The sequence below is a fragment of the Nocardioides sp. YJ-D4 genome, from assembly GCF_054031495.1.
In genome coordinates this window covers 175,426-188,001 of the sequence record NZ_CM132932.1, presented here as the reverse complement: position 1 = coordinate 188,001, position 12,576 = coordinate 175,426, and the positions used below count along the sequence as shown (strand labels likewise).

15 protein-coding genes are annotated in these 12,576 nt (G+C 68.6%); 7 read left to right on the top strand and 8 right to left on the bottom strand.

The genetic code is table 11. The annotated features are described in order from the left end of the window. Positions 1–54: 54 nt before the first annotated feature. Positions 55–687: a class I SAM-dependent methyltransferase gene (locus ACW14X_RS00950; RefSeq protein WP_457164376.1), complete on the top strand. Its 633-nt coding sequence runs from the start codon at positions 55–57 to the stop codon at positions 685–687. Positions 688–721: 34 nt separating this feature from the next. Here the strand turns inward: ACW14X_RS00950 and ACW14X_RS00945 are convergent, their stop codons facing one another. The 6 genes from ACW14X_RS00945 to ACW14X_RS00920 all read right to left on the bottom strand — a co-directional run bounded on the left by ACW14X_RS00945 (position 722) and on the right by ACW14X_RS00920 (position 5,694). After that, a complete protein-coding gene (locus tag ACW14X_RS00945; protein ID WP_457164375.1) occupies positions 722–1,207 on the bottom strand; it encodes an N-acetyltransferase family protein in 486 nt (161 codons plus the stop codon). Between the two features lie 21 nt (positions 1,208–1,228). Beyond that, positions 1,229–1,699 carry a VOC family protein gene (locus ACW14X_RS00940; RefSeq protein ID WP_457164374.1) on the bottom strand — a complete coding sequence of 157 codons (471 nt, stop codon included), beginning with the start codon at positions 1,697–1,699 and terminating at the stop codon, positions 1,229–1,231. A 39-nt stretch (positions 1,700–1,738) separates the two neighbouring features. After that, the gene (locus tag ACW14X_RS00935; protein WP_201451020.1) at positions 1,739–2,263 is read right to left on the bottom strand and encodes a DUF6069 family protein; all 525 of its coding nucleotides are present in this window, start codon (positions 2,261–2,263) and stop codon (positions 1,739–1,741) included. A 125-nt stretch (positions 2,264–2,388) separates the two neighbouring features. Continuing rightward, positions 2,389–4,749, bottom strand: a complete 2,361-nt coding sequence (locus ACW14X_RS00930; protein WP_457164373.1) for an ATP-binding cassette domain-containing protein — start codon at positions 4,747–4,749, stop codon at positions 2,389–2,391. A 52-nt stretch (positions 4,750–4,801) separates the two neighbouring features. Further along, positions 4,802–5,224: a VOC family protein gene (locus ACW14X_RS00925; protein ID WP_350714040.1), complete on the bottom strand. Its 423-nt coding sequence runs from the start codon at positions 5,222–5,224 to the stop codon at positions 4,802–4,804. 5 nt (positions 5,225–5,229) lie between these two features. Further along, complete coding sequence (locus ACW14X_RS00920) at positions 5,230–5,694, bottom strand: helix-turn-helix transcriptional regulator (RefSeq protein WP_160023530.1); 465 nt, start codon at positions 5,692–5,694, stop codon at positions 5,230–5,232. Positions 5,695–5,824: 130 nt separating this feature from the next. Between ACW14X_RS00920 and ACW14X_RS00915 the strand changes: the two genes are divergently transcribed. Then, entirely contained in the window at positions 5,825–5,995 is a 171-nt protein-coding gene (locus tag ACW14X_RS00915; RefSeq protein ID WP_201451019.1) for a hypothetical protein, read from the top strand. Positions 5,996–6,012: 17 nt separating this feature from the next. On the opposite strand, the gene ACW14X_RS00910 is transcribed toward ACW14X_RS00915, so the two are convergent. Continuing rightward, the gene (locus ACW14X_RS00910) at positions 6,013–6,684 is read right to left on the bottom strand and encodes a response regulator transcription factor (protein ID WP_355021450.1); all 672 of its coding nucleotides are present in this window, start codon (positions 6,682–6,684) and stop codon (positions 6,013–6,015) included. Continuing rightward, positions 6,681–7,865 carry a sensor histidine kinase gene (locus ACW14X_RS00905; protein WP_457164372.1) on the bottom strand — a complete coding sequence of 395 codons (1,185 nt, stop codon included), beginning with the start codon at positions 7,863–7,865 and terminating at the stop codon, positions 6,681–6,683. The genes ACW14X_RS00910 and ACW14X_RS00905 overlap by 4 nt, the downstream gene beginning before the upstream one ends. A gap of 133 nt (positions 7,866–7,998) precedes the next feature. On the opposite strand from ACW14X_RS00905, the gene ACW14X_RS00900 reads away from it, so the two are divergent. The 5 genes from ACW14X_RS00900 (at position 7,999) to ACW14X_RS00880 (ending at position 12,576) form a co-directional block, all read left to right on the top strand. Next, the gene (locus ACW14X_RS00900) at positions 7,999–8,907 is read left to right on the top strand and encodes an ABC transporter ATP-binding protein (protein WP_457164371.1); all 909 of its coding nucleotides are present in this window, start codon (positions 7,999–8,001) and stop codon (positions 8,905–8,907) included. 14 nt (positions 8,908–8,921) lie between these two features. Next, positions 8,922–9,755: an ABC transporter permease gene (locus tag ACW14X_RS00895; protein ID WP_457164370.1), complete on the top strand. Its 834-nt coding sequence runs from the start codon at positions 8,922–8,924 to the stop codon at positions 9,753–9,755. Between the two features lie 168 nt (positions 9,756–9,923). Beyond that, on the top strand, positions 9,924–10,859 hold the full coding sequence (locus ACW14X_RS00890; RefSeq protein ID WP_457164369.1) for a MetQ/NlpA family ABC transporter substrate-binding protein: 936 nt from the start codon (positions 9,924–9,926) through the stop codon (positions 10,857–10,859). Next, positions 10,856–11,902 carry a methionine ABC transporter ATP-binding protein gene (locus ACW14X_RS00885; protein ID WP_457164368.1) on the top strand — a complete coding sequence of 349 codons (1,047 nt, stop codon included), beginning with the start codon at positions 10,856–10,858 and terminating at the stop codon, positions 11,900–11,902. The genes ACW14X_RS00890 and ACW14X_RS00885 overlap by 4 nt, the downstream gene beginning before the upstream one ends. Further along, positions 11,902–12,576: a methionine ABC transporter permease gene (locus ACW14X_RS00880; RefSeq protein ID WP_350844522.1), complete on the top strand. Its 675-nt coding sequence runs from the start codon at positions 11,902–11,904 to the stop codon at positions 12,574–12,576. Before ACW14X_RS00885 ends, ACW14X_RS00880 begins: the two co-directional genes overlap by 1 nt.

Below are 12,576 nucleotides of genomic sequence, written 5' to 3'. Positions count from 1 at the left end.
GGCATGCTCCGAACGCACAGGGTTTTGACCGGGGCGGCGGCTAGATTGAGCACCATGAGCGAGGACGAGGACCGCAGGATGTTCGAGCCGGAGTCGTGGGAGGAGCGCTACTCCGGCGAGGAGAAGGTCTGGAGCGGCAACCCGAACCCCCAGCTCGTCGCCGAGGTCTCCGAGCTCACACCCGGCACCGCACTCGATGTCGGCTGCGGCGAGGGCGGCGACGTCATCTGGCTCGCGCAGCAGGGCTGGACGGTCACCGGCGCCGACTTCTCGGCCAACGGTCTGGCCCGGGCGAGGCGGCATGCCGAGGACGCCGGCGTCGCGGACCGAACGTCCTGGTGGCAGGTCGACGCGCGCACCTTCGACGCCGAGGGCCGGAAGTTCGACCTGGTCACCTGCCACTTCCTGCACACCCCCGACGGGAGCATGGTCGAGGTCGCCGGCCGCCTGGCCACCGCGGTCGCGCCCGGGGGCCACCTCCTGGTCGTCGGCCACGCGCCCTCCGAGGTCTTCGCGCGCCATGGCCATCACAACGCGATGTTCCTCGCCTCGGACCTGCTCCCCGGACTGCCTGCGGGGTTCGAGCCGGTCGTCGTCGAGCAGCGCCCGCGCTTGACCATCCGCGACGGCGTCCCGGTCCAGATCGACGACTCGACCCTGCTCGCCCGCCGCGCCGTCTCGGGGTGAAAGAAAAGTTTCTCTCACCCCGAGGGCAGGCTCCTCAGCAGTCGCGGACCATCCTGCGTTCCATGCCGACGGGGTCGGCCTTGGTCTCGCCGTCGAAGCGGAAGCCCTGACGCTCGTAGAACGCCGATGCGCGCTGGTTGCCGTCGAGAACCCAGAGGTACGCAGCGGAGCCCCCGACCGCCGCCTCGAAGAGGGCATGGCCGAGGCCGGTGCCGTACCTCTCCGCGCGGACATAGAGGGCCGAGAGTTCGAGCGAGGGCAATCCCGGGCCATCGTCGCGAGCAGGCCCGAAGCTGGCGAAGCCAAGCAGCCGTCCTGGCTCGTCGGCCTCGGCCACCAGGTTGGAGATCGGGCCGGTCTCGATGTTCGCACGCCAGCGATCGACCCTCGCCGATCGCTGTGATCGCCGCTCGGTGAAGATCCTGTCGGGCATCAGACCGGCGTACGCCTCCTCCCACACATCGAGATGGAGGTCGGTCAACGCCTCGGCGTCATCGACGACTGCCGCCCTGATCCTCATGCCCAGAGGATAGGGAGACGCTCAGTCGAGACACCACTCGTTTCCCTCAGGGTCCTGCATCACGATGAAGCCGTTGCTCATCGGCGGTTCGGGCTCGAAGCGGCGGACGCGGGTGGCTCCCAGCGCCACGACGCGCTCGCACTCCGCCTCGAGGGCGGCCATCCGCTCCTCACCCTGCAGTCCGGGAGCGGCCCGGACGTCGAGGTGGACGCGGTTCTTGGCGGTCTTCGACTCCGGCACGCGCTGGAAGAAGACGCGCGGACCGGTGCCTGCGGGGTCCTCGATCGCCGAGGCGTTGTTGCGCTGCTCTTCCGGCACCCCGACACGAGCGAGGAACTCGTCCCACGCGTCCAGCGGGTCGCTGCCTTCGGGGACGTCGACTCCCGGTGGGCCCGGATGGACGTAGCCGAGGACGTCACGCCAGAACGTGGAGAGCGCGCGTGGGTCGTGCGCGTCGAAGGTGACCTGGAAGGTTCGGGTCTCTAGTGCCATGGCTCCACCATGACACCGAAATAGGACGGTCGGCGTCCGCTATCGGCGATGGGCAGGAGCGGGCAGCCCGAGGCCGCGGCGCTCCTCCATCCGCCCGGCGATCATCGGGACCACGATCGCGGCGGCGACGATGTGGGTCAGGCACAGGACGCCGACGAAGGCCAGGTCGAACTCGAAGAACGGCAGCACGTCGGGGACCAGCGAGAGTCCGGTGAGCACGATCATGGTGATCTGGAAGGTCGAGCGGGGCATCGTGGCCACGCGGATCATCACCTCGGCGATGATGATGCCGATCAGGGAGCAGTAGACGGTGAGCATCGGGAACGCCGAGAGCGGTACGTCGCCCACGCTGCTTCCGAAGTCGACCCCGGCCGCCTTGGCGATCACGGCCATCAGGCTGGTGGTGACCGCGGCGATGGCGGTGGCCACCAGCCCGCGCGGCCATACCGGCGCCGGCCGCTCCCGCACCGGAGTCATCTCCACCGCCGGCTGGGCCGGACGGGTCCAAGCGGTGTGCTCGGACTGCCCGGGCGTACGCCTGTGCTCGGGAACGTAGAGGGTCATCGCGGCGGCTCCTTCGTTGATGCTGCAACCAACGCACACTAAGCGCGCCGCTCGCGGTCGACCGCATCCAGATGCCCTCAAACAGGCGTGATTCCCGCCACCCGAACCCGTCCAGGCGGTCGAGCTCAGGCCCCGACGTACGCCGCCAGGTGCTCGCCGGTGAGCGTCGACTTCTTGGCGACGAGCTCGGCGGGCGTGCCTTCGAAGACGACCAGGCCGCCGTCGTGACCGGCTCCCGGGCCGAGGTCGATGATCCAGTCGGCGTGGGCCATGACCGCCTGGTGGTGCTCGATGACGATCACCGACTTGCCGGCGTCGACCAGCTTGTCGAGCAGCGCCAGCAGGTTGTCGACGTCGGCGAGGTGGAGACCGGTGGTCGGCTCGTCCAGGACGTACGTCCCACCCTTCTCCCCCAGGTGCATGGCCAGCTTGATCCGCTGCCGCTCGCCGCCGGAGAGGGTGTTGAGCGGCTGGCCGAGCTTGAGGTAGCCGAGGCCGACGTCGGACATCCGCTCGAGGATCTTGGCGGCCGCGGGCACCTTCGACTCGCCCTCGGAGAAGAAGGCGTGCGCCTTGGCGACCGAGAGGTCGAGCACCTCGGCGATGTTGAGCCCGCCGAGACGGTATTCGAGCACCAGCGCCTGGAACCGCTTGCCCCCGCAGTCCTCACACGGCGAGGCGACCGTCTCCATGAACCCGAGCTCGGTGTAGATCATGCCGTTGCCCTTGCAGGTCGGGCAGGCGCCCTCGGAGTTGGCCGAGAAGAGCGCCGGCTTGACCCCGTTGGCCTTCGCGAATGCCTTGCGGATCGGCTCGAGAAGACCCGTGTACGTCGCCGGATTGCTGCGCCGCGATCCCTTGATCGCGCTCTGGTCGACGAACTCCACGTCGGCACTGGCCGGAATGGAACCGTGGATCAGCGACGACTTCCCCGAGCCGGCGACACCGGTGACAACGGTCAGCACGCCGAGCGGGATGTCGACGTCGACGTTGCGCAGGTTGTGCGAGGTCGCTCCGCGGATCTCCAGCTGCCCCTTCGGGGTGCGGACGGTCTCCTTCACCGACGCCCGGTGGCCGAGGTGGCGCCCGGTGAGCGTGTCTGCCTTCGCGAGGCCCTCGTAGGTGCCCTCGAAGCAGATCGTGCCGCCGTCGCTGCCGGCTCCGGGACCGAGGTCGACGACGTGGTCGGCGATCGCGATGGTCTCCGGCTTGTGCTCGACGACCAGCACGGTGTTGCCCTTGTCGCGCAGGTCGAGGAGCAGCTTGTTCATCCGCTGGATGTCGTGCGGGTGCAGCCCGACGGTCGGCTCGTCGAAGACGTAGGTCACGTCGGTGAGCGCGGAGCCGAGATGACGGACCATCTTCGTACGCTGCGCCTCACCGCCGCTCAGGGTGCCCGAGGGCCGGTCGAGGGAGAGATAGCCGAGGCCGATCTCGACGAACGAGTCGAACAGGTGCAGCAGCCCCGCGACCAGCGGCGCCACGCCCGGGTCGTCGATGCTTCGCAGCCATTCCGCGGCGTCGGTGACCTGCATCGCGCACACGTCAGCGATCGACTTGCCGCGGATCTTCGAGGAGAGCGCCGACTCGTTGAGCCGGGTCCCACCGCAGGCCGGGCACGGCTTGAAGACCGCCGCGGCCTCCACGAACTTCTTGATGTGGGGCTGCAGCGCCTCGACGTCCTTGCTGAACATCGACTTGCGGATCTTCGGGATCAGGCCCTCGTAGGTCGCGTTGATGCCTTCGAGCTTGATCTTGCGCGGCTCGGCGTAGAGCAGGTCGTGGCGCTGCTCCTCGGTGAGGTCCTTGATCGGAACATCCGGCGGCACGACGACCTTGTAGGCGGCCACCATCCACCCGTCGGCGGTGTAGCCGGGCACCAGGATCGCCCCGTCGACCAGCGACTTCGACTCGTCGACGATGACCGCCAGGTCGAGATCGGAGATCGTCCCGCGGCCCTCGCACTCGGCACACATGCCGCCGAGGTAGACCGCGTCCTTGACGATCGTCTTCTCGCCCTTGGGGCCGGTCATCACACCGCTCGCGCGGGTGGTGGGGATGTTGAAGGAGAACGCGGTCGGACCACCGATGTAGGGGTCTCCGAGACGGCTGAACAGACTGCGGAGCATCGCGTAGGCGTCGGTGACGGTGCCGAGCGTCGAGCGCGGGTTGGCGCCGAGCCGCTCCTGGTCGACCAGGATGGCGGTGGTCAGCCCCTCCATCGCGTCGACCTCCGGTCGCGGCAGGCTGGGCATGAACCCCTGGATGAAGGTCGAGTACGTCTCGTCGATCAGCCGCCGCGACTCCGCAGCGATCGTGCCGAAGACCAGCGACGACTTCCCCGAGCCCGAGACCCCAGTGAACACCGAGAGCCGGCGCTTGGGGATCTCGACCGAGACATCCTTGAGGTTGTTCTGCCGGGCGCCCTGGACGCGGATCAGATCGTGCGTGTCGGCATCGTGTGCGGCCGTGCTGGGATGGCTCATGGCGGTCAGGCTAGCCGGAGGATTGAACCCGGGCGTGCACATTTTTCCCGGCTCACTTGATCTGCTGGAGACGGACCATGTTGCCCGCCGGGTCGCGGAACGAGCAGTCGCGCATCCCCCAGTCCTGGTCGGTCGGCTCCGACATGATCTCGCCACCGGCGGCATCGATCCCGGCCTGGATCTTCTCGAAGGCGGCGTCGATGTCCGGGGAGGAGAGCATGAGGCTGGCGAAGGTGCCCTTGGCCATCATCTCCATGACGACCCGGCCCTCGTCCTCGGTGATGTTCGGGTCGGCGAGAGGCGGGTAGAGCACGACGCTCACAGCGGGCTGCGAAGGCGGTCCGATGGTGAGCCAGCGCATCGCCTCGTACCCGACGTCCTTCCTCACCTCGAAGCCCAACAGGTCGCGGTAGAACCTCAGCGAGGCCTCCGGGTCGGTGTGCGGAAGGTAGCTGTGGCAGATGTTGATGTCCATGCCACTCAGGCTAGGTAAGGATCTGGCCTCGGCGCTTCTTCATTCCTGATCGAACTCCGTCTGATCGGACGGGTGACCTGCTTGGACACGCACGGAGGGATCCCGGCCTGACCGGCAACGGCCCTCTCCCGGTAGACGCTCGGCGACATCCCGACGAGCTCGCTGAACCGGGTGGAGAACGTGCCCAGCGAGGAGAACCCGACCTCGAAGCAGATGTCGGTGACGCTGAGGTCACCGCGCCGCAGCAGCGTCATGGCGCGCTCGACGCGGCGGGTCATCAGATAGGAGTAGGGCGGCTCACCGTACGCCTTCTTGAACTCCCTGCTCAGATGCCCGGCCGACATGTGTACGCCGGCGGCGAGAGCCTCCACATCCAGGGGCTGCGCGTACTCCCTGTCGATGCGGTCCTTGACCTTGCGCAGCAGTTTGAGGTCGCGCAGCCGCTGGGCCTGGTCGGGCTTCGTCGTCACCCACGCATCTTCCCACGCCGGCGGCCCCTCCAATTTGGTGATGCTGCAAGTTGTCGGTCTGACGATGTCGAAATCGCGTGGTGCCATTCGTGGAGTAGGTGAAGGAACAAAACGCGGATAGGAGAAAGTCATGTGGGACACAGCTCAGCACTCCGAGAACACCAACGTACGCAGCTTCCCGATGTCGCACTTCCTGCCGTGCCCCCGGTGCGGCCACGAGGTTCACACCTACCTCGCCTGCAGCGACACCTGCGGCTGTGCCCCGGTCGTGATGCCGGGCAGCGTCCCGCTGGCGGCCTGACCGGATCCGACTCCCGGCTAGATCTTCAGGCCCGACTCGATCGCGAAGACGACGAGCTGGGCGCGGTCACGGGCATGCAGCTTCACCATCGCACGAGAGACGTGCGTGCGGACCGTGTCGGGGCTGACCACGAGCTCGGCGGCGATCTCGGCGTTGGAGCGGCCGGTGGCCACCCAGGCGACCATCTCCCGCTCACGCTCGGTCAGATCACCCAGACGCGGATGTGGGTTCGCCGCCCGGCGTGAGGAGCCGAACTCCTCGATCACCCGCTTGGTCACCGTCGGGGCGAGCAGCGAGCCACCGTCGGCGACGACCCGGATCGCGTCGAGCAGCGCGACCGGCTCGGCGTCCTTGAGCAGAAACCCGCTCGCTCCCAGCCGCAGCGCCTCGAAGACGTACTCGTCGAGCTCGAAGGTCGTCAGCATCACCACCCGTACGTCCTTCAGCGAGGGGTCGCGGGTGACCTGCTCCAGCAGGCCGAGGCCGTCGAGGACCGGCATCCGGATGTCGCACAGGACCACGTCGGGGTGGGTGCGGCGCAGCATCGGCAGCGCGGCGCTGCCGTCGGAGGCCTCGCCGACGACCTCCAGGTCGGGTTCGGCGCCGATCATCGTCGCCAGGCCCATGCGCACGAGGGGCTGGTCATCGACCAGAGCAACCCTGATCAGCGTGTGATCGGTGATGCTCATGCCAGCCCCTCCGCGCCACCCGCCGAGGACCCAGAAAGCGGGAGGGAAGCCCGCAGCCGGAAGCCCCGTACCTCCGGCCCCGCCTCTAGGGTGCCCCCAAGTGCCTCCACGCGCGACCGCATTCCCACAATTCCCATCCCAGGACGCCTTTCCCCGCTCAACATGTCCGATCCCCGCCCGTCATCGTCGACTGTCACGACCATCTCGGCCGCCGGCGTCGAGACGATCGACACCTCGGCGCGCGTCGCTCCGGCATGCCGCAGCACGTTGGTGAGCCCCTCCTGGACCACTGCATACGCGGCCCGTTCCGACTCCGCCGACGCCGAATCCACCTCGAGGCGCAGCGAGACCTCCAGTCCCCCGGTGCGCACGCGCTCGACGAGGGCGGGCAGGTCGGCGAGCCCGTGCTCCGGTGCCCGTGGGGCCGAGCCGGCGCCGGTCTCGGTGTCCGTCAGCCGGGCCAGCTGCCGACGCAGCAGGTCGAGCGACTCCTTGCTCTCGGCACGGATCGCCTCCAGGTTGCGGCGGGCCGCCTCGGGATCGCGGTCGAGGACGTGCAGCGCGGCACCGGCCTGCATCGCGATCACCGCGAGCCCGTGACCGACGCCGTCGTGCAGGTCGGCAGCCATCCGCACACGCTCGTCGCTGACCACCCGTCGCTGCCGTTGGGCCCGGGCCTCGTTGCGCGATCGCAGGGCGCTCGCGATCGCACCGCAGGCGGCGATGAGCGCCACCTGTCCGAACGCCTGCCACAGCGACAGATCACCCTCCGGGCCGCCACCCTGCGCCCATGGCCCTCGTCCGGGTCCGCCGTCGAGCTGGGGGGTCTCGGGGTTCAGCACCATCCCGGTGGCGACCAGCGCCGCAGCCACGACCGCCCACCCGATCCAGCGTCGCGGCGGCAGCGAGAGCGCCACCGCGAAGGTGACCACGGGCACCGCCATGAAGACCGGGCCCTCGGCATAGCCCGCGGTGAAGTACGCCCCGGCACACAGCCCACTGACCGCGAGCATCCAGCCGCGAGGCCGTTGCAGGAGCACCGGGAGGATGGCGACGAGGGCGAGCAGTGCCCCGATCAGGGCCGGCCCGCGGGTGTCGGTGCGGGCATTGCTGCCCAGCGAGCCGACCAGCACCACCACGACGGCCAGCCACGGCAGCCAGTGGCGACGGATCCGGGACATGGACCTGACCCTAGTTCGCGCGGCCGCGCGAGGCGTACGACAAATCCGGCCAGCCGCGTACGCAGATCTGCGTAACCGGGAGCATCGCCGACGCCGATGCCGACCCAGGGGCCTTCACGAGAGCGTGAGAGGCATGAACGAACTCGTGGTTGAGACCGACGGGCTGACCAAGCGGTACGGCGACAGGCTCGCCGTCGACCGGGTCAGCATGACCGTCATGCGTGGCGAGGTGTACGGCTTCCTCGGCCCCAACGGGGCCGGCAAGACGACCACCTTGCGGATGATGCTCGGCCTGATCCGGCCCACCGCCGGATCGGCGAGCGTCCTGGGCCGTCCCGCGGGACGACCCGAGGTCACCGCCTGCATCGGCGCCCTGATCGAGGGTCCCGGCTTCTACCCCTACCTGAACGGCCGCGACAACCTGCGCACGATGGCGCGCTACCAAGGGCTGCCGAACACCGAGGTCGACCGGGTGCTCGAGATGGTCGACCTCGCCGACCGGGCGAAGGACGCCTTCAAGGGCTACTCGCTGGGGATGAAGCAGCGCCTCGGCGTCGCCGCCGCGATGCTCGGCTCACCGGACCTGCTGGTGCTCGACGAGCCCACCAACGGGCTCGACCCGGCCGGCATGGCCGACATGCGGGCCCTGGTCGTCTCGCTCGCCGAGGCCGGTCAGACGGTGATCCTCTCCAGCCACATCCTCGCGGAGGTGCAGGAGATCTGCGATCGCGTCGGTGTCATCAACAACGGCCGCCTGCTGCGCGAGTCGACCGTCGCCGATCTGCGCGGCGGCGCGACCCTACGTGTCCGGGCCACCCCCGAGGACGCCGCGTTGGCTGCCCTGATGCGGATGGCCGGCGACGAGGGCGTACGCCGCATCGGCAACGAGACGCTCGAGGTCGACCTGCCCGCCACCGCGGCCCCCGATGTCGTACGTCATCTGGTCGCCCACTCCATCGATGTCCACGAGGTCACCGTCGCGGAGCGCTCCCTGGAGGACGCCTTCTTCGAGATGACCAGCAACAAGGAGCTCGTGTCATGAACGTCAGAGGTTGGATGAACAGCACTACCGCCGAGCTGCTCCGCCTGCGCAAGTGGTCGGCGATCTGGGTGATCGTCGGTGCCTGGCTGGCGCTGTCGCTCTCCTTCGGGTACGTCTTCAACTACGTCGCCTACAAGACCGGCGACGACAACTTCGCCGGCGACGGCGCCAGCAACGCCCAGCTCCTCTCCGAGCTGATGCCGAGCGCGATCCCGGACGTCATCGTCAGCGGCCTGCCGATGTTCGGTGGTGCCCTGGCGATGGTGGTCGGAGCGCTGGTGGCCGGCAACGGGTTCGGCTGGGGCACCTGGAAGACCGTGTTCACCCAGGGCCCGAGCCGGCTCGCCGCCATGGGCGGCTCGCTGACCGCGGTGACGGTCTTCATCTTCGCGATGATGACCGCGACCCTGGCTCTGTGCGCGGGCGTCTCGGTCGCGATCGCTGCGACCGAGGGCGAGTCCATCACGATGCCGGCCGTGGGCGATCTGGCGCAGTCCTTCGGCTCCGGGTTCCTGGTGCTGGAGATGTGGGCGCTGCTGGGGTTCCTCGTCGGTGTGCTCGCCAAGGGGCCGGCACTCGCCGTCGGACTGGGCCTGGTCTGGTCGCTGGTGGTCGAGAACCTGCTGCGCGGCGTCGGCAGCCTGCTGCCGGGCATCGAGAACGTCACCGACGCCCTCCCCGGAACCGCCGGAGGCTCGTTGGCCGGCGCGATCATCGGCGGTCCCAACGGCACCCCGGGAGTCCTCGATGCGATCTCCGGCGAACGGGCCCTGATCACCGTAGCCGCGTACGTCCTGGTCGCAGCGGTCGCGGCGGTGGTCGTGATGAGGCGGCGCGACCTGGCCTGACCTCGGGAAACATGCCTCTAGCACACGCCGGGACGGGTCCGTGACACGTCTCGGCGTGTGACCGACGATCGGGATGTGATCCTCGTTAAGTCTACTGTTTTGGTGGACAACAACCAGGCTGTCCGCTCTCAACGCCGAGACAATCCCGTCTAGAAGAGGTTCCCACCCGTGTCCTCCAACACGCCTGAGCCCACCCCGCTCATCGAGGCTCCCAAGTCCAAGCTCCCGCTGATCATCGGGCTCGTCGTCGTCGCCGCCATCGTGATCGGCGGCCTCGCCTTCTTCCTCACCCGCGACGACGAGAGCAGCGAGCTGACCAAGGTCAGCATCGGCGTCGTCGGCGCCGACGACCCCTACTGGAAGACCTTCCAGGACGCCGCTCGTGAGGAAGGCATCGACCTCGAGGTCAAGAACTTCGGTGACTACAACCAGCCCAACCCGGCGCTGTCGGAGGGCGAGCTCGACCTCAACCAGTTCCAGCACATCATCTTCCTGGCCGACTACAACGTCCAGAACGACGACGACCTGGTGGCTCTCGGCTCGACCGCGACCTATCCCCTGGGCCTCTACTCCTCGAAGTACACCTCGCTCGACGACATCAAGGCCGGCGAGACCGTGATCGTCCCCGACGACGAGACCAACCAGGCCCGCGGTCTGGTGCTGCTGCAGTCCAAGGGCCTGATCGAGCTGACCGACGGCGGCACCCCGTTCAGCACGATCAAGGAGGTCGACACCGCCGCGTCCAAGGTGAAGGTCCGGGCGGTCCAGGCCTCGATCACCGCCTCCTCGCTCCCCGACGTGGCCGCGGCGATCATCAACAACGACTTCGTCGAGGACGCCGGCCTCAAGTTCGAGGACGCGCTCGCGACCGACGACCCCTCCGACCCGAAGGCGCTCCCCTACGTCAACATCTTCGCCGTACGCGCCGAGGACAAGGACAAGGCGACCTACAAGAAGCTCGTCGAGATCTTCCAGACCAACGAGGACGTGCAGCAGGGGGTCTACGAGACCTCCGGCAACACTGCCGAGCTGGTGAAGATCCCGGTCGAGGACCTGCAGAAGTCGCTCGATGACACCGAGAAGCAGGTCGAGGAGCGTCAGTGACGCACTCGGCCACCGTTGCGGAGCCGCTGGTGCGGCTCCGCAACGTCACCAAGACCTACCCGGCAGCGAAGGGCCGCAACGAGGTCCACGCCGTGGTCGACGTCGACCTCGACATCGCCGCCGGTGACGTACAGGCGATCGTCGGCTACTCCGGGGCCGGCAAGTCCACCCTGGTCCGGCTGCTCAACGGCCTCGAGCCGGCCACCTCGGGCTCCATCCAGGTCGGCGGCACCGAGCTGGTCGGCCTGCACGAGCGGCAGCTGCGGCCGATCCGGCTGGGCATCGGGATGATCTTCCAGCAGTTCAACCTCTTCGAGTCGCGTACGGTCTGGGGCAACCTGGCCTACCCGCTGCAGATCGCCGGCATCGACAAGGCCGAGCAGCAGCGCCGGATCTCCGAGCTGCTCCACTTCGTCGGGCTCCCCGACAAGGCCCACACCTACCCGCGCAACCTCTCGGGCGGACAGAAGCAGCGCGTCGGCATCGCCCGCGCGCTCACCACCAACCCCTCCCTGCTGCTCGCCGACGAGGCCACCAGCGCGCTCGACCCGGAGACCACCCATGAGGTGCTGCGCCTCCTGAAGCGGGTCAACGAGGAGTTCGGCACCACGATCGTGGCGATCACCCACGAGATGGAGGTGGTCCGCGAGCTCGCCGACCACGTCGCGGTCATGGAGAACGGACGCGTGGTCGAGTCCGGTGCCGTCTACGACGTCTTCTCGGCGCCTCAGCAGCCGGTGACCCGGCGCTTCGTCGGCACCGTCGTCGACGACGAGCCCGCCGCCGACACGCTGTCGGCGATGAAGTCCCGCCATCCCGGCCGGTTCGTGAAGCTCGAGCTGCGCGAAGGCGGGCCCCGCCAGACCGACATCTTCGCGGTCCTCCTCGAGCGCGGGATCACCTTCGAGCTCGTCTTCGGCGGCATCGAGGAGATCCAGGGCGCGACCTTCGGCAACCTGACCCTCGCCCTCGACGGCCCTGCAACCTCGGTCGACGAGGCCGTACGCGAGCTGGCCGCCCTCGTCCCCGCGAAGGAGCTGTGATGCTTCTCCCCACCGACACCCGGCTCGGCGAGCTGTGGCCCGACATCTGGCAGGCCACCGGCGAGACGCTTCTCATGGTGGCGCTGACCATGCTGATCGGCGGCACGCTCGGACTCCTGCTCGCGTTGGGGCTCTACCTGACGCGCAAGGGCGGGCTCTACGAGAATGCCGTCGTCTCGGTCGTCCTCAACGTCCTGGTCAACTTCTTCCGGCCGATCCCGTTCATCATCTTCATCGCCGCCGTCCAGCCTGCCGCTCGACTGGTCGTCGGCACCGGTATCGGCATGCCGGCGGTGGTGTTCTCGCTGATCCTCGCCGCGATGTTCGGCATCGCCCGAATCATCGAGCAGAACCTCGTGACCGTCCCGCCGGGAGTGATCGAGGCCGCCCGCGCGATGGGTGCGAGCCGTGCCCGGATCGCCGCCACCGTCGTCCTCCCCGAGGCGCTGGCGCCGATCATCCTCGGCTACACCTTCGCCTTCGTGGCGGTCGTCGACATGTCGGCGGTCGCCGGCCTGATCGCCGGTGGCGGCCTGGGTAGCTTCGCCCAGACCTTCGGTTACCGGCAGTACGACCCGACCGTCACCTGGGTCTGCGTGCTCATCCTGGTCGCACTCGTACAGGTCATCCAGCTGCTCGGCAACACGCTCTCGGCGCGGATCCTGCGCCGCTGA